The following is a 21511-nucleotide window of genomic DNA, read 5'->3' on the forward strand; positions in this document are numbered from 1 at the left end:
GCCGCCGATGTTGCGCGCTCTGCTTGCGGCGCTGCTCCTTGCAAGCGCCACTCTTCCCAGCGTCGCGGCTCCCCTGCTGCCGATGCCGACTGACGATTCGCCCGCGCTGCGCATTCAAGGTTCCAATACCATCAACGCCCAGCTCGGGCCAGCGCTGGTCGAAGGTCTGATGCGGCAACAGGGTCTGCAAGCCGTGCAGACCTTGCCGGGCGACGCCGCCAATGAACAGCGTATTGTAGGCACGATGCCCGGCAGGGATAAGCCCGTTCGGGTAGAAGTCGCCGCCCATGGTTCAGGCACCGGATTCGAGGCGCTGAATGCAGGGATGGCCGACATGGCCTCCTCCTCACGCCCGATCAAGCCCCAGGAGGCTGCGGACCTCGCAAGACTGGGTGACCTTCAAAGCACTGCCGGAGAACAAGTCATTGCCATCGATGGTGTGGCTGTGATTCTGCATCCAGCCAATTCATTGCGCGTGCTGGATACCCGGCAGCTGGCGCGGATCTTTTCAGGCGAGGTCCGGGACTGGAGCGAGGTCGGCGGCACAACCGGCCCGATCCGGCTTTACGCACGCGACGAGAAATCCGGGACCTGGGAAACCTTCAAGGAACTGGTGCTGGCCAAGCAGGGCAAGAGCCTGTCCAAAGCCGCGCTACGGTTCGAGTCCAGCGAGCAATTGTCCGATGAGGTCAGCAAAGACCGTAACGGTATCGGGTTCATCGGCCTGCCCTACGTTCGTCGCGCACGTGCCATCGCGATCGCCGATGGTGATTCAAAGCCCATGCTGCCGACGGTCAACCTGATCGCCACCGAGGATTATCCGCTGTCGAGGCGCCTGTTCTTCTATGTGCCGCCACTGAAACAACAGCCTTGGGCTGAGGCGCTGGTGCAGTTCGCTCAAAGCGCAGAGGGTCAGGCCATCGTAGCGCAGAACGGGTTCGTCGCGCAGACCGTGCAGGCGGTCAAGGTCTCGACAACCAGCCAGATGCCGGTCGATTACCAGTCCCTGACCCGCAAGGCCGAGCGTCTTTCGGTCAACTTCCGCTTCGCCCAGGGCAGCGCGCGGCTGGACAACAAGGCCCAGCTGGATCTGAAGCGCGTGGTGGAATACCTGAAGGCCAACGGGAAGCTTGACCAGCATGTCACGCTGGTCGGCTTCGGCGACGCCAAGAGCGACCCGGAGCGCGCGGTACTGCTTTCAAGACTCAGAGCCATGGCCGTGCGCCGTGAACTGCAGAAAAGCGGTGTGACCTTTCGTGAAATTCTGGGGCTTGGCGATGAGATGCCCGTAGCGGCCAATGATCTGGACGATGGAAGGATCAAGAACCGGCGGGTTGAGGTGTGGGTGGAGTAGCTGAGGTTCGCGGCATTTCAACGGACCGAGGGAGGCGGCTTGCCGGCGATGAACGATGGCGCGATTTTCCTGACATACCGCGTCGACTGCATCGCCGGCAAGCCACCTCCCACAGCCCCGTATCTGCTGCGCGACAGCGCCAGGTCGAAGGCTTGGTGGCGCCTCCAACGAAGCTTATCTGCCGCGGGCAGCAGCCTGTCAGAGGGTTCAGGAACGACCGCGCAACACATCCGCAGGCACGTACTTGCCCAGCTCAAACTTGCCGATTGCCGCCCGATGAACCTCGTCAGGACCATCGGCCAGGCGCAGGGTACGTTGCATGGCATACATGTAGGCCAGCGGGAAATCATTGGAAACCCCCGCCCCGCCATGCATCTGGATGGCCCGATCAATCACCTTCAGCGCAACGTTGGGCGCCACAACCTTGATCTGCGCGATCTCGCTTTTCGCCACCTTGTTGCCCACGGTATCCATCATGTACGCCGCCTTGAGTGTCAGCAGGCGAGCCATGTCGATTTCCATGCGTGAATCGGCAATCTTGTCGATATTGCCGCCGAGCCTCGCCAAAGGCTTGCCGAACGCGACGCGATCGATGGAGCGCTTGCACATCAATTCAAGTGCCCGTTCGGCCATACCGATCGAGCGCATGCAATGGTGGATACGACCCGGCCCGAGACGCCCCTGAGCGATTTCGAAGCCGCGTCCTTCGCCCAGCAGAACATGCTCATAAGGCACGCGCACGTTTTCGAACAGCACCTCTGCGTGACCGTGGGGCGCATCGTCGTAACCGAATACAGGCAGCGGCCGCACGATTTTCACGCCAGGCGTGTCAACCGGCACCAGAATCATGGAGTGCTGCTGATGGCGCGGACCGTCCGGGTTGCTCAAGCCCATGAAAATCAGGATTTTGCAGCGTGGATCACAGGCACCGGATGTCCACCATTTACGGCCGTTGATCACCCATTCATCGCCCTGTCGCTCGGCCCGCGCGGCCATGTTGGTGGCATCTGATGAGGCGACGTCCGGCTCGGTCATGGCAAAGGCCGAACGAATCTCGCCACGCAACAGAGGCTCGAGCCAGCGGACTTTCTGCTCTTCGCTGGCGTAACGGACCAGCACTTCCATATTGCCGGTGTCCGGTGCCGAGCAGTTGAAGGGTTCCGGCCCCAGCAGCGAACGGCCCATGATTTCCGCAAGCGGCGCGTACTCCAGATTGGTCAGCCCGGCACCCAGCTCGGACTCGGGCAGGAACAGGTTCCATAACCCTTCAGCCCTCGCCTGCGCCTTGAGCTGCTCCATAATCGCCGTCGGCTGCCAGCGGTCGCCCTGTGCAACCTGCCGCTCGAACACCGGCTCTGCCGGGTACACGTAGGCATCCATGAACGCGGTCACACGCTCACGCAGGGCCTGCACCTTGGGGGAATACGCAAAATCCATGAGCAGCTACCTTTTTTCAGGGCGTCTTTGTGATGTGAACGATCCTAGAGAACGCCCAGACATTTATCTAATCTATTCTCAGCGTGTATAAACATTCATAACCGATATATGATCAAGCCACGTTGCGGCACAAGCGACGACCCACAAAAACAGGACGAGGCGCTCCACCAATGAACCTGAGCAAGGTTGATCTCAATCTATTCATTGTCTTCGACGCCATTTATACCGAAGCCAATCTGACCCGGGCCGGACAGATCGTCGGCATCACCCAGCCCGCTGTCTCCAACGCGCTGGCACGCTTGCGCGAAACCTTCAACGATGCGCTGTTCGTGCGCACCGCCCAGGGCATGGTCCCAACCCCCATGGCGCAGAACATCATCGGTCCGGTGCGCAATGCCCTGTCTCTGCTGAGAGTGTCCGTGCAGGAAAGCCGGATATTCAACCCGCAGCAGGCCAGCAAAAACTATCGCATCAGTATGACCGACCTTACCGAAGCGGTGATTCTGCCGCTGCTGTTTCAACGTCTGCGGCGTCTGGCGCCAGCAGTGACCATCGAGAGCTTTCTGTCCAAGCGACGCGAGACGACCAAGGAACTGGCCGCCGGGCGTCTGGATTTCGCAGTCGATGCGCCGCTCAACACCGATCCGCAGGTACGTCACGTCAAGCTGATGGAAGACAGGTATGTCTGCGCCATGCGAAAAGGCCACCCTCTGGCCGGCAAGCCGGCGTTCGGACTGGATGACTACCTGGCCCAGGCACACATTCACATTTCGAGTCGGCGCAGTGGATTGGGGCATGTGGACCTGGCGCTGGGCAAGATGGGCATCCAGCGCAAGATCGCCCTGCGCTCCCAGCACTATCTGATGGCGACGCAGGTCTTGCAGCAGACGGACATGGTCATGACCGTGCCGGAACGCTTCGCCCGGCGCAATGACCTGCACTTCGTGTACCTGCCGGTGAATGACGTGCCCTCAGTCGAAACGCACCTCTATTGGCATGAAAGCACGGATCAGGACCCGGCCAATCGCTGGATGCGCGAGCAGATCATCGAGCTGTGTCAGCGGGTTACCGCGCAAGAACAGAACCTCGAGAAAGCTTCAGCTTTAACTCTTAACTGACTTATTAATATAGATAAAAATCATTATTCTAAAGTTGATTCGAGCTTGAAACAGACTGTTTTGTATTGGTAACTCATCAACGTGCCTGCTTGACGTAAACGTCAAGCAGGCCGTAGGTTAAGCCCTACGTCTATCGTTGAGCCGACCATGAGCAGCCAGGCCTACAGCATTTCAGAACTCGCTCGCGAGCTGGACATCACCACCCGCGCCATTCGTTTCTATGAAGAACAAGGCATGCTCTGCCCCGAGCGACGCGGCATGGAACGCATCTATTCGGCGCGGGACAAGGTCACGCTGAAACTGATTCTGCGCGGCAAGCGCATCGGCTTTTCGCTGGCCGAGTGCAAGGAACTGATCTCGCTCTACGACCCCAGCGGCGATAACCAGAAGCAACTGCACACCATGCTCGGCAAGATCGCCGAACGTCGTGATCAGCTCGAACAGCAGTTACTGGACATCCAGCAGATGCAGCTTGAACTCGATACGGCGGAAGAACGCTGCCGTGCGGCACTGGATCGAACCGCCACTCCAACCTTATGACTTCAGGTAGCCTCGCCATGCCTTTGCCCACGTCCCTGCCCCAGCACGTAAGCCTTGTAGAAGTGGGCCCGCGCGATGGCCTGCAGAACGAGTCACGCCCCATCAGCATCGAGGACAAGGTCCGCCTGGTGGATGACCTGACCGCCGCAGGGCTCGGCCACATTGAGGTCGGCAGCTTTGTCTCGCCCAAGTGGGTGCCGCAAATGGCCGGGTCCGCGCAAGTCTTTGAACAAATTCAGCGCCGCGAGGGCGTTATCTATTCGGCGCTGGCACCCAACTTCAGAGGCTTCGAAGACGCCCTGGCGGCTGGCGTGCGGGAAGTGGCGGTGTTCGCCGCTGCATCCGAAGCGTTCTCGCAGCGCAACCTCAACTGCTCGATCAGCGAGAGCCTGGAGCGTTTCGCGCCCATCATGGAGGCGGCGCGTCTGCACGGGCTGCGCGTCCGGGGTTACGTATCCTGCGTGCTGGGCTGCCCTTATGAAGGTCGGATCGCCCCCGAGCAAGTGGCTGCCGTCGCCAATGAACTGCACGCCATGGGCTGCTACGAGATCTCGCTAGGCGACACCATCGGCACCGGCACGCCCGGCGCGACACACGCCCTGTTCAACACCGTGGCCGGCCAGATCCCACGCGGCAAGCTGGCGGGACACTTTCACGACACCTACGGTCAGGCGCTGGTGAATATCTACGCCAGCCTTGAGGAAGGGATTCACGTGTTCGACAGTTCTGTGGCAGGCCTCGGTGGCTGCCCGTATGCCAAGGGCGCCAGCGGCAACGTCGCGACCGAAGACGTGCTGTACATGCTTGAAGGCATGGGCATCGAAACCGGAGTCGACCTGGACCAGGTGATCCAGGCCGGCCAGCGCATCTGCGACGTGCTTGAGCGCGGCAACGGTTCGCGCGTAGCCAGGGCGCGCCTGTCTGCATGAGCGTGTCACCGGTCGGTAACCAAGTGCGACAACTTGTCACAGAGTGTTACCCTCCGTCGCGTCCTGTCGAGGCAAACGGGTAACACGGAAACAATCGACAACCCATTTAAAGGTCACGTGATGCAGCGAGACACCCAAAGCCCCGTATTTAAAGGGCTTTGTAAAACTGGCACGGGTCCTGCTATATCTCTGGTACAACAAAAATAAAAAAACACGCAGCAACCCAATAAAAACAATACGTACCGGCTCTGACACAACAAGAACAACACGGACAGAGGCGTAGCTAACAGATTTTTTTGGAGTGGATAGCTTTTCAGAACTGCTTGCCTGCAAGCCGTTCGCAACCAGACAGAGAACAATAAAACTGCCTCAAGGCGGCTACCAGACTGGTTGGATCGATACGATGAAAGTGTCATCAGCGCTCAAAAAAATACGTTTGCTTTTGGTCCTGCTTAGGGATCGCTCAAAAAAGATGTGAAGGGCAAGGCTGCCAAAAACAACAACAGGCCTCCCGAAAACAAAAAAAGAGCATAAAGAAGAAACCTTGAAGGGGAGCCCAGGCTCCCCTTCGTGCTTTCCGACATTCGACATTCCCCTCACCCCCGCTGACTACCTGTTGCGATCAACGCCGACATTGACAGTCCCCCGACGCAGGTTTACGTTAACGTAAAGGTCATAGCCTATCCGCCAAGAATAAAACAGGAACGCTACCCATGAGTTACCCCAGCCTGAACTTCGCCCTGGGCGAAACCATCGACATGCTGCGCGACCAGTTGCGGTCCTTCGTCAGCGCAGAACTTTCCCCACGCGCAGCGCAGATCGACAAAGACAACCTGTTCCCGGCTGATATGTGGCGAAAGTTCGGCGACATGGGTCTGCTGGGTATCACGGTCAGTGAAGAATACGGCGGCGCCGGTCTCGGCTATCTGGCTCATGTCGTGGCGATGGAAGAAATCAGTCGCGGCTCGGCCTCGGTAGCGCTTTCCTATGGTGCGCACTCGAACCTGTGTGTGAACCAGATCAATCGCAACGGCAACCCCGAGCAGAAAGCTCGTTATCTGCCGAAGCTGATCAGCGGCGAGCACGTCGGTGCGCTGGCCATGAGCGAGCCCAATGCCGGTTCGGACGTGGTGTCGATGAAGCTGCGCGCCGACAAACGCGGCGATCGCTATGTGCTCAATGGCAGCAAGACCTGGATCACCAACGGCCCGGACGCCAACACTTACGTGATCTACGCCAAGACCGACCTGGAAAAGGCGGCCCACGGCATCAGCGCGTTCATCGTCGAGCGCGACTGGAAAGGCTTCTCCCGCAGCAACAAGTTCGACAAGCTCGGCATGCGTGGTTCCAACACCTGCGAGCTGTTCTTCGATGACGTCGAGGTGCCTGAAGAAAACCTGCTCGGCACACTCGACGGCGGCGTCCGGGTGCTGATGAGCGGCCTGGATTACGAGCGCGTCGTGCTCTCTGGCGGCCCGACGGGAATCATGCAGGCCTGCATGGACGTGGTGGTGCCTTACATCCATGACCGCAAGCAGTTTGGCCAGAGCATCGGCGAGTTCCAGCTGATCCAGGGCAAGGTCGCCGACATGTACACCCAGCTCAACGCCAGCCGTGCCTACCTGTACGCCGTGGCGCAGGCCTGTGATCGTGGCGAAACCACCCGCAAGGACGCCGCAGGCGTGATCCTGTACAGCGCCGAACGCGCCACCCAGATGGCACTCGACACCATTCAGATCCTCGGCGGAAACGGCTATATCAACGAGTTTCCCGCAGGCCGTCTGCTGCGCGACGCCAAACTCTATGAAATCGGCGCGGGCACCAGCGAAATTCGCCGCATGTTGATCGGCCGCGAACTGTTCAACGAAACCCGTTGATTCCGGAGTCCTTATGGCCATTCTGCATACCCGCATCAATCTCCGGGACCCGCAATTCGCGCTCAATCGTGCAGCGCTGCTGGAACAGGTTCATGAACTGCGTGCCTTGCTGAGCAAGGTTCAGCAAGGCGGAGGCCCGAAAGCGCAAGAGCGCCACACGTCGCGCGGCAAGCTATTGCCCCGTGACCGCATCAATCAGTTGCTGGACCTTGGCTCGCCGTTTCTGGAAATCGGCCAGTTGGCCGCCTACGAGGTTTACGGCGAAGACGTCCCGGCAGCGGGCGTGATCGCCGGAATCGGCCGGGTCGAAGGTGTCGAGTGCATGATTGTCGCCAACGACGCCACCGTCAAAGGCGGCTCATATTATCCACTGACGGTCAAAAAGCACCTGCGCGCCCAGGCCATCGCCCAGCAGAACCGTCTGCCCTGCATCTATCTGGTGGACTCCGGCGGGGCCAATCTGCCGCGTCAGGACGAAGTGTTTCCGGACCGTGAACACTTTGGCCGCATCTTCTTCAATCAGGCCAACATGAGCGCTCAGGGCATTGCCCAGATCGCCGTGGTGATGGGTTCCTGCACTGCTGGCGGCGCTTACGTGCCTGCGATGGCGGACGAGGCGATCATGGTCCGCGAGCAGGCAACGATCTTTCTCGCCGGTCCGCCGCTGGTGAAGGCCGCCACCGGCGAAGTGGTCAGCGCCGAGGACCTGGGCGGTGCCGACGTGCATTGCCGGACCTCGGGCGTCGCAGACCATTACGCTGACAGCGATGAACACGCATTGGCACTGGCGCGGCGCTGCATCGCGAACCTGAACTGGCGCAAGCAGGGTCAGCTTAATGTACAGACGCCCATTGACCCGCTGTACGCCAGCGACGAGCTGTACGGCATCATCCCGACCGACACCAAGCAACCGTTCGACGTGCGTGAAGTCATCGCCCGGCTGGTGGATGGGTCGGTGTTCGATGAGTTCAAGGCGCTGTTCGGCATCACACTGGTGTGCGGCTTCGCCCATTTGAAAGGCTATCCGGTCGCCATCCTGGCCAACAACGGCATTTTGTTCGCCGAGGCCGCGCAGAAAGGCGCGCATTTCATCGAACTGGCCTGCCAGCGCGGCATTCCCCTGCTCTTCCTGCAGAACATCACCGGCTTCATGGTCGGTCAGAAATACGAAGCAGGCGGCATCGCCAAGCATGGCGCCAAGCTGGTGACGGCCGTTGCTTGTGCGCGGGTGCCGAAATTCACCGTGATCATTGGCGGCAGTTTCGGTGCGGGCAATTACGGCATGTGTGGCCGCGCCTACGATCCGCGTTTTCTGTGGATGTGGCCCAACGCCAGAATCGGCGTGATGGGCGGCGAGCAGGCTGCTGGCGTGCTGGTGCAGGTCAAGTGCGAACAGGCCGAACGCAGCGGCCAGGCCTTCAGTGCACAGCAGCAGGCCGAGCTGAAACAGCCGATCCTCGATCAATACGAGCACCAGGGCCACCCGTACTATTCCAGCGCCCGCCTGTGGGACGACGGCGTGATTGACCCGGCGCAGACCCGGGACATTCTTGCGCTTGCCCTCTCCGCTTCGCTCAACGCCCCTATCGAACCCACCACGTTCGGCCTGTTCCGAATGTAAGCCGGGAAATGACCATGACTGCCTTCGCGACAATAGAACTGATCGACGACCCACGCGGCTTCGCCACGCTGTGGCTGAACCGGCCGGACAAGAACAACGCCTTCAACGCGCAAATGATCCGCGAACTGATCCTGGCGCTGGACGAGGTCCAGAGCCAACCGGCCTTGCGTTTTCTGCTGGTGCGCGGTCGCGGCAAGCATTTCAGCGCTGGTGCCGATCTGGCCTGGATGCAACAGGCCGCAGAACTGGACTACAACACCAACCTGGACGACGCCCGGGAACTGGCCGAGCTGATGTACAACCTCGCCAAGCTGAAGATTCCTACACTGGCCGTGGTGCAAGGTGCAGCGTTCGGCGGCGCACTGGGCCTGATCAGTTGCTGCGACATGGCGATCGCCGCCGACGATGCGCAGTTCTGCCTGTCCGAAGTGCGCATCGGCCTGGCGCCTGCGGTCATCAGCCCGTTCGTGGTTCAAGCCATCGGTGAACGCGCCGCACGGCGTTATGCGCTGACGGCGGAACGCTTCAGTGCCGAGCGCGCGCAACAGATCGGCTTGATCGCCGAACACTACCCGCTGGCGGCGCTGGACGAGCAGACCGCCCTTTGGGTCGATAACCTGCTGCTGAACAGCCCGCAAGCCATGCGCGCCAGCAAGGATCTACTTCGCGAGGTCGGCAGCGGCGAGTTGACCCCAGCCCTGCGTCGTTACTGCGAAAGCGCCATCGCGCGCATCCGCACCAGTGCCGAAGGACAGGAAGGTCTGCGCGCCTTCCTGAACAAGCGTTCGCCCGGCTGGCAGGCGCAAGCCGATGACAGCGCCTCGTATGAAAAGGACTCGCAGTCATGAGCCATGTTGAACTGAACACGCTGCTGGTCGCCAACCGGGGCGAAATTGCCTGCCGCATCATGCGCACGGCAAAAAAAATGGGCCTGACCACCGTTGCCGTACATAGCGCAACTGACCGGGACGCGCGTCACAGTCGCGAAGCCGACATCTGCGTCGATCTGGACGGCAGCAAGGCCTCGGAAAGCTACCTGATGATCGACAAGCTCATCGCCGCCGCCAAGGCCAGCGGAGCCCAGGCGATTCACCCCGGCTACGGTTTCCTCTCGGAGAACGCCGACTTTGCCCGTGCCATCGAAAGCGCCGGGCTGATCTTTCTCGGCCCGCCCGCCTCGGCCATCGACGCCATGGGCAGCAAGTCGGCGGCCAAGTCCCTGATGGAAGACGCTGGCGTGCCACTGGTGCCGGGCTATCACGGTGCTGCACAGGACATCGAGACCTTTCGCGCCGCGGCAGAGCGTATCGGTTACCCGGTCCTGCTCAAAGCCACAGCCGGGGGCGGCGGCAAGGGCATGAAGGTGGTCGAGCAGGATAGCGAGCTGGCCGAAGCCCTGGCCTCTGCCCAGCGTGAGGCTTTGTCCTCTTTTGGCGACTCGCGCATGCTGGTCGAAAAATATGTGCTTCAGCCACGGCATGTGGAGATTCAGGTGTTTGCCGATCAACACGGCCATTGCCTGTACCTGAACGAGCGCGACTGTTCGATTCAGCGTCGTCACCAGAAAGTCGTCGAGGAAGCGCCCGCCCCCGGCCTTTCGCCCGAGTTGCGGCGTGCCATGGGCGAGGCAGCGGTCAAGGCGGCGCAAGCCATCGGTTATGTGGGCGCGGGCACCGTGGAGTTTCTGCTGGATGCACGCGGCGAGTTCTTCTTCATGGAGATGAACACCCGCCTGCAGGTCGAACACCCGGTCACCGAATACATCACCGGCCTCGACCTGGTGGAATGGCAGATCCGCGTGGCACGCGGTGAGCCGCTGCCCATCAGCCAGGCGCAGGTCCCGCTGATCGGCCACGCTATCGAGGTACGGCTGTACGCCGAAGACCCGGCCAATGATTTTCTGCCCGCGACCGGAAAGCTCGAGCTGTATCGAGAATCGACACCCGGCTTCGGACGCCGCGTAGACAGTGGCGTCTGCGAAGGCGACAGCATCTCGCCGTTCTACGACCCAATGCTCGGCAAGCTGATTGCCTGGGGTGAAAACCGTGAGGAAGCGCGCCTGCGCCTGCTCGGCATGCTCGATGAGTTTGCAGTCGGCGGCGTGCGGACCAACCTGACGTTCCTGCGCCGGATCATCGCGCACCCGGCCTTCGCCGCTGCCGAGCTGGATACCGGGTTCATCCCACGCTATCAGGCTCAGTTGCTGCCCGAACAACGGCCATTGTCCGAGGAGTTCTGGCAGGCCGCTGCTGAAGCCTTCAGGCAGAGCGAACCCGAACGCATCCGCGAAGACGACCCCGCCTCGCCATGGAGCGCCAGGTCTGGTTTTCGCGCAGGTATGCCGGCTGAAATCGACGTGCATCTGGAGTGCAATGGCGACCGCAAAAGGGTTCGCCTGGGCAATGACAGCGAATCACGATATCGGTTGGGTTCAGAGACGCTGAGTGTCGAAACGGACGGTGTCAGGCTTCAGCATCTGGCCATTCGTCGAGGTGCCAGCCTGTACCTGAAATGGCACGGCGAGCCCTTCACGGTCACCCAGCCAGACCCGATCGCCCAGGCTGGACTGAGCGATAACCTGCACGGTGGCCTGACAGCTCCCATGAACGGCAGCATTGTTCGAGTGCTTGTGGAGTCCGGGCAGCCTGTCGAGGCCGGGGCGCTGCTGGTGGTGCTGGAGGCCATGAAGATGGAACACAGTATCCGCGCAGCAACCGCTGGCGTGGTCACGGCGCTGCACTGCCGCGAGGGCGACATGGTCAACGAAGGGGCTGTGCTGGTCACCCTCGACGAATCGCCATCCGTTCAGCAACTTGCCTGAAAACCAGGAAAGCCTCCTATGCACAGCAGCGCGCGGCCATGAATACTCATGGCCACACGCTGCTGATGACAGACCCGGAGAAAGGCTTATCGGCCCATCATGCTGACGGCTTGCTGGGTCGCATCTGTGGTTCGGGTCGCGAGCTTGCGTACTTCGTCAGCGACCACTGCAAACCCGCGACCTGCTTCACCGGCCCGCGCCGCTTCGATGGCAGCGTTCAACGCCAGCAGATTGGTCTGGCTCGCAATGCTCTGGATGGTGCTGACGATCTGGGAAAGCTGCGCCAGGTTTTCCTCCAGATTGCGCTGGTGCTGGGATTCCGCCTCACGAAGCGCCTCCTGCTCATGCAGAACATGCACATCAACCAAAGCACCCACCACGCGAAGGGGCGCGCCAGTCGCATCGCGTTTGGTCTGACCACGGGCCCTGAACCAGCGATACTCTCCGCTCTTCATCTTCAATCGGTACTCGATGTCGAACGGCGTCTTGCCGCTGCGATCGTTCAGGTGAGCACCAAAAGAATTGAGGCTGCGCTCCTTGTCCTCGGGATGCAGCCTGGACGCCCAGCTGTCCAGCACATCGGGAAACTCTTCAACGGTCTCGAAGCCCAGAAGCCTTCTGAACTGAGGTGACCACCAGAAGGGGTTTCGAGGATTGACCGGATCACCAGCGATAACCTCCATGTCCCACAGGCCATCAGAGAGCATTTCACGCGCCAGTTCGAAGCGGGTGATGATGACGTCATGAGCGCGGTCGCGTTCGAGCTCGTCCTGAATGTCTCTCAGTGAACCTGCCACACGCAGCGGGACGCCATGGGCGTCGCGCAGCGTTTCGCCTTGCGCATAAAACCAGCGGTAGGTGCCATTCTTCATGGCGAGGCGATTTTTGACCTTGTAGGGCGTACGCCCCGTCTTGTCGTTCAAATGCCGTGCGAACGCATCCAGCGTGGCTTGCTTGTCTTCCGGATGAAGTCGATCCGCCCAGCTCGCCAGCACATTGGGGAAGTCGCGTTCATCGTTGAATCCCAACAGGGTGCGCAACTGCTGAGACCACCAGAACCGATTCTTCGGATTCACAGGATCGCCCGCCACGACCTCCATGTCCCAAAGCCCCTCACTGGAAGCGAGATTCACCAGATCGAACCGGGTTTCATACGCAGCAGCGCTCGTCGCAGCCTCCCCCAGCATAAGCCGAGCCTGCTCGAGTTCAATCTCCAGCGAACGAATGCGATCCTGCGCCTGCAGGTTGGTTGTTTCGATGTGGTTCCAGGCTTCAGTCACGCTTACCGCTTCGGCGCAGCCTGCGACATTTGGCTTGCCGCCACTCACGATGGCCGAAACCAGCTGCTTGAGCGCAGCACGATCGCGGCGCCAGAAAGGGAAAAAGGACATTGATTACTCACTCTTCAGACGTTGACAGCCACCTCCTTTGGCCCAGTGCCACTAGATCGTCATGGAAAACGAAAACTGAAGGGATGAGCGTACAACTTCATACAAAATCTTGAGGGAGATGCACTCGCCAGAAACAAAAACGCCCTGAACAGGTCAGGGCGTTTTCCGGGAAAGGAACGGCTTAGTAGTAAGCGTTTTCTTTCTGGGTATGGTCGGTCACATCCCGCACACCCGACAGCTCTGGAATACGCTCCAGCAGGGTACGCTCGATGCCTTCCTTAAGGGTGACATCGGCCTGACCGCAGCCCTGGCAACCGCCGCCGAACTGCAGAACAGCGATGTTCTGGGTGTCTTCCTCGACCACGTCGATCAACGTGACCTGACCGCCGTGGCTGGCAAGCCCAGGGTTGATCTCGGTTTGCAGGTAGTAATTGATGCGCTCGTTGATCGGACTGTCGGCGTTAACCATCGGCACCTTGGCGTTAGGTGCCTTGATGGTCAGTTGGCCGCCCATACGGTCGGTGGCGTAATCGACGACAGCGTCGTCCAGAAAGGCTTCGCTGAAACCGTCGATCCAGGCCGTGAAGCTCTTCAGGCCAATCGCCTTGTCTTCCGGCTTTTCTTCGCCCGGCTTGCAATAGGCGATGCAGGTTTCGGCGTACTGAGTGCCAGGTTGGGTAATAAACACGCGGATGCCGATGCCCGGGGTGTTCTGCTTTTCCAGCAGATCGGCCAGATAATCGTGGGCGGCATCGGTAATAGTGATAGCGGTCATGAAAATTCCTCGCAGACGTGCCAGCAGTTTACGCCAATCGAGTGCGCCGCACAAAGTCCTAGTATTCTTGTCGGAAAAGAGCTGGTCGGAAATGGACCCATCAGGAAAGCGCCCTGGCGGGCTGCACGGCGCGACGCGCGTCCAGCCAGTCCTTGAGACGACGATACATCCCCTTCTCGATCCACTCGTAACTCAGCCATGCGCCAATGGCGATGACCGGCACACAGAACGCGAACACCAGATAGGGACTTAGTCCATAGCGCTGCGCCATCAGCAGGCCGCCGTACAGCACCAGCACATGCAACAGGTACACCGAATACGAGCAATCGCCGAGCACCTTGAGCAGTCGGCTGCCACGGAAGTAAGGTTCCAGCGAAATACAGGACAACACAATCAGTGCGCTGGGCAGTCCCCAGTTCAGCAGGCGCTGGTCATTGGTCAGGTGATTGATGGCGTACAGACCGACCGCGATGCCCGCCAACGGCAGCCAGAGCGCCTCCTTGATCCAGCCACGGCGATACAGAATGCCGATGCCGATACCCAGCAGAAACTCGTAAATAATGTCGTTGCCGTAGAAGCGGCTGATCACCCCCGCACGCGCCAGCACCTCACTGACACCAAACAGCGCCGCTGCGATGATCAGTGGCCGGTGTCGCTGCTTGAACAGGAACACCATGCTGAACAGCAGGTAGAAGAACATTTCGTAGTTGAGCGTCCAGCCAACGTTCAGCGTGGGGTACAAGCCGTAACCGCCGGGATTTTCGGAGGGAATGAAGATCAGCGACAGCATGAAGTTCTGCCAGCCGATGACCTGATGCGGCAACATGGGCGCCGCAGCCAGCAGCAACAGCGCCATGGCGGCGGTATAAAGCCAGTACGCAGGGACGATACGAATCAGACGATGCAGGATGAAACGACCAGCGGGCATGTCGCTTTTCTGGGTAGAAAGGAAGATCACCAGTCCGCTGATCACGAAAAAGATATCGACGCCGACGGCGCCTTTGGAGACAAAGAATTCGCCAATGGGACCACTGGCCTTGAAGTCGTAAAAAATCTGCATGAAGTGATGACATACCACCACCCATGCTGCGAACGCCCGCAGGGCCTGTACCGAAATCAACATTCAAAAAACCTCTACTGCCTGACTTTCAACTCAACCAGCAACCCGGGCTCGCGTCAGCGACAGGTTCCATGGCGCGCCCCCCTCGGACCGCATTTTTGAAAAAAAGATCGTAGAAAACGGGATTCGTTCAGGTTTGCAGAGATGGCCGCAGGCCATATATCTCATGGCCTGCAGGCGGAAACGTACGGATTCAGAGGTTTTCGTAGCGGTTCATGTCGAGCACCGCAGCTTCACGCGGAGCGGTTTCCTGAAGATAACGATTCAGGTCGTGAAGGTACGTCCAGAACAGCGGATGCGTCCGCCGGATTCCCCAGCGCTGGACGATCTGTTCAAAGCTCGCCTGATCCTTGCTCTGCTGCATCGCATCGACGAACGCGGGCACTTCGACAGCCGGCACGTTGAACATGAAGTTCGGGTAACTGCTGAGCACACCGGGATAAATGCTCAGCGTGTCCAGCCCCGGAATATAGCGGTAGGACTCACCCAGCAAGAACGCCACGTTGGTGTGGGCGCGGTTGCGCAACATGCTGTACATCTCCCGCTTGCCGGTGCCGTCCTCGATACGCAGCATCGTCGCTTCGGGCAGCAGGTCAATAACCTTGAGCCCCGCTGCGGGGCGGGAGGTCAACCGGCTGAGCGCCTGCTCCGCCTGGGCAAAGCTGCTGCTCAGGCCAGGCCGCGAACAAAACGCGCCATCACAGCGATTGATCGGATCGGGCGACGCGTTGAGCGGGCCGACCCGCTGGATAAGTTTGTTGGCGAAATCACGTACCGGGCTTTTCTTGTCCAGGCCGATTCCTGTGGGGGTGTCGTCGTCGATGTCCTGATAATCCAGCCACATCTTGACCTTGCCGCTGTCCTGATACAGATCGCCGAGCAGACCTTCGCGCAGGTCGGCAGGCATCAGGCGAAGGAAGTTGATTTCCGCGCCATTGCGGATCAGGTCGAAATACAGCCGCGTCTGGGCCTGATGCGAGACATTGCCATAGACGTCGAAATTGACCGCCAGCTGGTAATAGGTGCGTTCCAGCAACGGGTAATCGAACAGCCACATCGAATGCGGCACATTGCCGATCAGCCCCTTGGTCACCGAAGCACTGTCGAAATGGCGGAAGACGGTCAACAGTGCGTTGTCATTGCCGGTCCACAAATCGCCCCAGCCCGGTGGCGGTTTCTTCGCGTAGGTGTCGCGCCGCAGGTTTTCATAGGCATTGCGACGATCACGATAGGACAGCCAGAGGCTCAGCACACTGCCGACGTTATCGTTCTGCCCTGGCATGGCCAGTAACGGTGTCGCCTCGCCCCGGTAAACCGCATCGGTCACGTAACGGTCGTGTCCGGGTTCCTGAAACATCACCCAGAACTGATCGCGGATCACGTCGGTAGCGATCTGCCCACGACAGACCGGACCACGAATGAAGGTGCGCACGAAGTACTCGGAGTTATCGAGCATGAACTCATAACGCGCCTCGGCCGGAATGGCCTCGAAGGTCTGAAACGGATTGGCCCGATGTCCCGGTCCGTAGCCGGGCAAGGCGTTGACCTTCCAGTCGTTGGCGTAGAACAGTTGCTTGACCCGAGCCATTTTCTGCGGGCTCAACACGTAAGTGATATGGGTCTTGTGGACGATCACGCCCTGCACCGGGACCAGACGGTAGTAGAAGTTACTGCCCGGATCATCGTTGGGGCGCCGTGTGGCAATCAGGTCAACCGGCTTGCCGGTCGGCGTTCGTGAGCGCACCCACTGATAGAAATGCCCCGCCGCGCCGTCTTCGAAGTAGATATGGGCCAGAAACAGATGCTCGAACAGCCAGCGACCGACCAGCGCCTGATTGGCACCGGGCTGATTGAGCAGGTTTTCCCACGCGAGGATCTGACTTGCCTCGGTGACCGTCGGCGTGATCGTTTGCGACTCAACCGGGGCGCCTGCGGCTAACCAGCGCTGTAGCGTCTGGTATTCGGCGTCAGTCAGTCCTGCGACCGCCAGCGGCATGCCCTGCTGGGCATGCGCGGCCGCATAGGCGTTGAACTCGCCGGGCAGCGGGCAAACGTTTTCACGATTGATGCCCAGTGCAATGGTGTCCGGAATCTTGCTGTTGGCAGGCAATGGCGCACTGCGCCCCAGTTCCAGCATTCGCGCCATCAGCGCCGCCTGACTGCCCTGTGCATCCAGCACCGAGTAGAAGCCCTTGCCGCGCCACGCGTCGGTGTCGCGAGCGTCATAGAACAGACGGGTCGGCGCGGCGGCCTCGGTGCGCTCACCCTGATAGACCGGTATCTTGCTGGCGCCGCGACTGACGCCCTCGCCACTGCCCAGATTCAGCTGACAAGGCGCATCGTTGCAGGCATGACAGGCCACGCACTTTTCGGTGAGGATCGGTTGAATATCCCGCACGTAGGAAATGGCAGGCGACGAGACCGGAGGCGGTGTCTGGGCCTGAAGCATGCAGCAGGAAAAGAGCAGGACAATGCCTGCCAGCAAGCGGTGCGGCATGGAAACCGGGCTCTGAGAGTAAAAGCTCACGATTCTACAAGGCCGCACACCGCCTCAACATGAACGATTTTCATGCAAAAGCCCCGACAACACCAAATCCGTTCCGGTTTGCTATTATCGCCTTCTTTAAGTATCGACCTTCTCAAGGTAGCCCTCATGTCCGACCGCAGCGCCCGCCATCAAGCCTTCATCAATGCTCTGAAACAGAGGATCCTGATCCTCGATGGCGGCATGGGCACGATGATCCAGAGCTACAGACTTGAAGAGCAGGACTACCGTGGCAAGCGTTTCGCCGACTGGCCGAGCGACGTCAAAGGCAACAATGACCTGTTGATCCTGACGCGCCCGGACGTGATCGGCGCCATCGAGAAGGAGTACCTGGACGCCGGGGCCGACATTCTCGAGACCAACACCTTCAACGCCACTCAGGTGTCCCAGGCCGATTACGGCATGGAATCCATCGTTTATGAGCTGAACGTCGAAGGCGCTCGCCTGGCGCGCAAGGTCGCGGATGCCAAGACCCTTGAAACCCCGGACAAACCGCGCTTTGTCGCGGGCGTGCTCGGCCCGACCAGCCGGACCTGCTCGCTGTCGCCTGACGTCAACAATCCCGGCTACCGCAACGTCACCTTCGATGAGCTGGTGGAAAACTACACCGAAGCCACGCGCGGCCTGATCGAGGGCGGCGCGGACCTGATCCTGATCGAAACCATTTTCGACACCCTCAACGCCAAGGCCGCGATTTTCGCCGTGCAAGGCGTGTTCGAAGAACTGGGCTTCGAGCTGCCGATCATGATTTCCGGGACCATCACCGACGCGTCCGGCCGCACCTTGTCCGGCCAGACCACCGAAGCGTTCTGGAACTCCATCAGTCACGCCAAGCCGATCTCGGTGGGTTTGAACTGCGCACTGGGTGCGAGCGAACTGCGTCCTTATCTGCAGGAACTGGCCAACAAGGCCAACACCCATGTGTCCGCGCACCCGAACGCCGGTCTTCCCAATGCCTTCGGTGAATACGACGAGCTGCCGAGCCAGACTGCAAAAATCATCGAGGAATTCGCCGAAAGCGGGTTCCTGAACATCGTCGGCGGCTGCTGCGGCACCACGCCCGCACACATCAAGGCCATCGCCCAGGCTGTCTCCGGCTATGCGCCGCGTCAGATCCCGGACATTCCCAAGGCGTGTCGCCTGTCGGGGCTCGAGCCGTTCACCATCGATCGTCAGTCGCTGTTCGTCAACGTCGGCGAGCGCACCAACATCACCGGTTCCGCCCGCTTCGCCCGCCTGATCCGTGAAGACAACTACACCGAAGCACTGGAAGTCGCCCTGCAGCAGGTCGAGGCCGGTGCGCAGGTGATCGACATCAACATGGACGAAGGGATGCTGGACTCGAAGAAGGCCATGGTGACCTTCCTCAACCTGATCGCGGGCGAACCGGACATTTCCCGTGTGCCGATCATGATCGACTCCTCGAAATGGGAAGTGATCGAAGCGGGCCTGAAATGCATCCAGGGCAAGGGCATCGTCAACTCCATCAGCATGAAGGAAGGCGTCGAGCAGTTCATTCACCACGCCAGACTCTGCAAGCGTTACGGCGCGGCGGTAGTGGTCATGGCCTTCGACGAACAGGGCCAAGCGGATACCGAAGCGCGCAAGAAGGAAATCTGCAAACGCTCCTACGACATTCTGGTCAATGAAGTCGGCTTCCCGCCGGAAGACATCATCTTCGACCCGAACATCTTCGCCATTGCCACCGGCATCGAAGAACACAACAACTACGCCGTAGACTTCATCAACGCCTGTGCCTACATCCGCGACGAGCTGCCGTATGCGCTGACCTCCGGCGGTGTGTCCAACGTATCGTTCTCGTTCCGCGGCAACAACCCGGTGCGCGAGGCGATTCACTCAGTGTTCCTGCTGCACGCCATCCGTAACGGCCTGAGCATGGGCATCGTCAACGCCGGCCAGCTGGAAATCTACGACCAGATCCCGGCGGAACTGCGCGACTGCGTGGAAGACGTGGTGCTCAATCGCAATCCCGAAGGCACCGATGCACTGCTGGCGATTGCCGACAAGTTCAAGGGCGATGGCAGCGTCAAGGAAGCCGAAACCGAGGAATGGCGCAGCTGGCCCGTCAATCAGCGCCTGGAACACGCGCTGGTCAAGGGCATCACCACCCACATCGTCGAAGACACCGAAGAGTCGCGCCAGTCGTTCAGCCGCCCTATCGAAGTGATCGAAGGCCCACTGATGTCAGGCATGAACGTGGTCGGCGACCTGTTCGGCTCCGGCAAGATGTTCCTGCCCCAGGTGGTCAAATCCGCCCGCGTGATGAAACAGGCCGTGGCGCACCTGATTCCCTTCATCGAACTGGAAAAAGGCGACAAGCCGGAGGCCAAGGGCAAGATTCTGATGGCCACGGTCAAAGGCGATGTGCATGACATCGGCAAGAACATCGTTGGCGTGGTGCTGGGCTGTAACGGCTATGACATCGTCGACCTGGGCGTGATGGTGCCTGCGGAGAAAATCCTGCAAGTGGCCCGCGAAGAGAAGTGCGACATCATCGGCCTGTCCGGCCTGATCACGCCTTCGCTGGACGAAATGGTGCACGTCGCCCGGGAAATGCAGCGTCAGGACTTCCACCTGCCACTGATGATCGGTGGCGCAACCACGTCCAAGGCCCACACTGCCGTCAAGATCGAACCCAAGTACAGCAATGACGCAGTCATCTACGTGACCGACGCATCGCGTGCCGTGGGCGTTGCCACTCAACTGCTGTCCAAGGAGTTGAAGCCCGCCTTCATCGAGAAGACGCGCCTGGAATACATCGAAGTGCGCGAGCGCACCTCGGCACGCAGTTCGCGCACCGAACGCCTGAGCTACGGCGCTGCCGTGGCGAAAAAGCCGCAGTTCGACTGGGAACACTACACCCCTGCCCGGCCGACCTTCACCGGCACCCGGGTACTGAACGACATCGACCTGAACGTGCTGGCCGACTACATCGACTGGACGCCGTTCTTCATCTCCTGGGATCTGGCCGGCAAATACCCGCGCATCCTGACCGACGAAGTGGTTGGCGAGGCCGCGACTGCGCTGTTCGCCGACGCTCAGCAGATGCTGCGCAAACTGATCGACGAAAAACTGATCAGCGCCCGCGCCGTGTTCGGCTTCTGGCCGGCCAATCAGGTTGATCACGATGATCTGGAAGTCTATGGCGAAGACGGCAAGCCGTTGGCAAAACTGCATCACCTGCGCCAGCAGACCATCAAGCCAGACGGCAAGCCCAACTACTCGCTCGCCGACTTCGTGGCGCCGAAGAGCAGCGGCCTGACCGACTACATCGGAGGCTTCATCACCACCGCGGGCATCGGTGCCGAGGAAGTGGCCAAGGCTTATCAGGACAACGGCGACGACTACAACTCGATCATGGTCAAGGCCCTCGCCGACCGTCTGGCCGAAGCGTGTGCCGAGTGGCTGCACCAGCAGGTGCGCAAGGATTACTGGGGTTACGCAAAGGACGAGGCGCTGGACAACGAAGCCCTTATCAAAGAGCAGTACATGGGCATCCGCCCCGCGCCAGGCTATCCGGCGTGCCCGGACCACACCGAAAAAGGCACCCTGTTCGCCCTGCTGGACCCGCTGCCGGAAGGCACGCCCGAGCACACCCCTGGCCGCAGCGGCGTGTTCCTGACCGAACACTACGCCATGTTCCCGGCGGCGGCGGTCAGCGGCTGGTACTTTGCCCATCCTCAGGCGCAGTACTTCGCGGTCGGCAAGATCGACAAGGATCAGATCGAGAGCTACACCGCCCGTAAAGGTCAGGACCTCAGCGTGACCGAGCGCTGGCTGGCGCCGAACCTGGGTTACGACGAGTAAGCCGCAGCAATGTCAGACCGTCGCCGGGCACTAGTCGTTAGACACAAGTCATCGGGCTATAAAGTGAAGCAACGGCACTGATGCGCTTTTGTAGCGCGATGGCATGAACACCGCAGATCGCGACGTGGGTGAAGGCTGAGTCCTGGCGCTGATTC

The 21511-nt window shown here is 60.2% G+C and carries 13 protein-coding genes and 3 pseudogenes; 9 read left to right on the forward strand and 7 right to left on the reverse strand.

The window, feature by feature from the left end; translation table 11 throughout:
• Positions 1 to 7 precede the first annotated feature (7 nt).
• Positions 8 to 1354, forward strand: a complete 1347-nt coding sequence (locus AO065_RS01460) for a substrate-binding domain-containing protein (RefSeq protein WP_004884447.1) — start codon at positions 8 to 10, stop codon at positions 1352 to 1354.
• Positions 1355 to 1561: 207 nt separating this feature from the next.
• Here AO065_RS01460 and AO065_RS01465 read toward each other — a convergent pair whose 3' ends face one another.
• Positions 1562 to 2791: an acyl-CoA dehydrogenase gene (locus AO065_RS01465; protein ID WP_004884446.1), complete on the reverse strand. Its 1230-nt coding sequence runs from the start codon at positions 2789 to 2791 to the stop codon at positions 1562 to 1564.
• A 170-nt stretch (positions 2792 to 2961) separates the two neighbouring features.
• Here AO065_RS01465 and AO065_RS01470 point away from each other — a divergent pair, with 170 nt between their 5' ends.
• The 3 genes from AO065_RS01470 to AO065_RS01480 all read left to right on the forward strand — a co-directional run bounded on the left by AO065_RS01470 (position 2962) and on the right by AO065_RS01480 (position 5378).
• Positions 2962 to 3909 (forward strand): LysR family transcriptional regulator, encoded by a 948-nt coding sequence (locus AO065_RS01470; RefSeq protein WP_004884444.1) that lies wholly within the window; start codon positions 2962 to 2964, stop codon positions 3907 to 3909.
• Between the two features lie 147 nt (positions 3910 to 4056).
• On the forward strand, positions 4057 to 4449 hold the full coding sequence (locus AO065_RS01475; protein ID WP_004884443.1) for a MerR family transcriptional regulator: 393 nt from the start codon (positions 4057 to 4059) through the stop codon (positions 4447 to 4449).
• A 17-nt stretch (positions 4450 to 4466) separates the two neighbouring features.
• Positions 4467 to 5378 (forward strand): hydroxymethylglutaryl-CoA lyase, encoded by a 912-nt coding sequence (locus AO065_RS01480; protein ID WP_004884442.1) that lies wholly within the window; start codon positions 4467 to 4469, stop codon positions 5376 to 5378.
• A gap of 283 nt (positions 5379 to 5661) precedes the next feature.
• Here AO065_RS01480 and AO065_RS27355 read toward each other — a convergent pair.
• A pseudogene (locus AO065_RS27355) lies at positions 5662 to 5969 on the reverse strand (hypothetical protein).
• A gap of 122 nt (positions 5970 to 6091) precedes the next feature.
• Here AO065_RS27355 and AO065_RS01485 point away from each other — a divergent pair.
• Genes AO065_RS01485 through AO065_RS01500 form a run of 4 tightly spaced genes read left to right on the forward strand, consistent with a single transcriptional unit; the run spans position 6092 to position 11697 of the window.
• Positions 6092 to 7255 carry an isovaleryl-CoA dehydrogenase gene (locus tag AO065_RS01485; protein ID WP_004884441.1) on the forward strand — a complete coding sequence of 388 codons (1164 nt, stop codon included), beginning with the start codon at positions 6092 to 6094 and terminating at the stop codon, positions 7253 to 7255.
• A 13-nt stretch (positions 7256 to 7268) separates the two neighbouring features.
• On the forward strand, positions 7269 to 8876 hold the full coding sequence (locus AO065_RS01490) for a carboxyl transferase domain-containing protein (RefSeq protein WP_004884440.1): 1608 nt from the start codon (positions 7269 to 7271) through the stop codon (positions 8874 to 8876).
• 8 nt (positions 8877 to 8884) lie between these two features.
• Positions 8885 to 9724, forward strand: a complete 840-nt coding sequence (locus AO065_RS01495; protein WP_032651706.1) for a gamma-carboxygeranoyl-CoA hydratase — start codon at positions 8885 to 8887, stop codon at positions 9722 to 9724.
• Entirely contained in the window at positions 9721 to 11697 is a 1977-nt protein-coding gene (locus AO065_RS01500; RefSeq protein ID WP_004884437.1) for an acetyl-CoA carboxylase biotin carboxylase subunit, read from the forward strand. Before AO065_RS01495 ends, AO065_RS01500 begins: the two co-directional genes overlap by 4 nt.
• A 116-nt stretch (positions 11698 to 11813) precedes the next feature.
• Here AO065_RS01500 and AO065_RS27680 read toward each other — a convergent pair.
• The 5 genes and pseudogenes from AO065_RS27680 to AO065_RS01520 all read right to left on the reverse strand — a co-directional run.
• Positions 11814 to 12002 (reverse strand): annotated as a pseudogene (locus tag AO065_RS27680) (methyl-accepting chemotaxis protein); the annotation flags it as partial.
• 75 nt (positions 12003 to 12077) lie between these two features.
• A pseudogene (locus AO065_RS27560) lies at positions 12078 to 13088 on the reverse strand (PAS domain-containing protein); the annotation flags it as partial.
• A 181-nt stretch (positions 13089 to 13269) separates the two neighbouring features.
• On the reverse strand, positions 13270 to 13863 hold the full coding sequence (gene nfuA / locus AO065_RS01510; protein ID WP_004884435.1) for a Fe-S biogenesis protein NfuA: 594 nt from the start codon (positions 13861 to 13863) through the stop codon (positions 13270 to 13272).
• A gap of 100 nt (positions 13864 to 13963) precedes the next feature.
• Positions 13964 to 14986 (reverse strand): acyltransferase family protein, encoded by a 1023-nt coding sequence (locus AO065_RS01515; protein ID WP_004884434.1) that lies wholly within the window; start codon positions 14984 to 14986, stop codon positions 13964 to 13966.
• A 190-nt stretch (positions 14987 to 15176) separates the two neighbouring features.
• On the reverse strand, positions 15177 to 17480 hold the full coding sequence (locus AO065_RS01520) for a fatty acid cis/trans isomerase (RefSeq protein WP_004884433.1): 2304 nt from the start codon (positions 17478 to 17480) through the stop codon (positions 15177 to 15179).
• A gap of 156 nt (positions 17481 to 17636) precedes the next feature.
• Between AO065_RS01520 and metH the strand changes: the two genes are divergently transcribed.
• Positions 17637 to 21356 (forward strand): methionine synthase, encoded by a 3720-nt coding sequence (gene metH / locus AO065_RS01525; protein WP_004884432.1) that lies wholly within the window; start codon positions 17637 to 17639, stop codon positions 21354 to 21356.
• Positions 21357 to 21511 lie beyond the last annotated feature (155 nt).

The organism is Pseudomonas viridiflava (assembly GCF_001642795.1).
In the GTDB taxonomy this organism is placed as follows: domain Bacteria; phylum Pseudomonadota; class Gammaproteobacteria; order Pseudomonadales; family Pseudomonadaceae; genus Aquipseudomonas; species Aquipseudomonas viridiflava.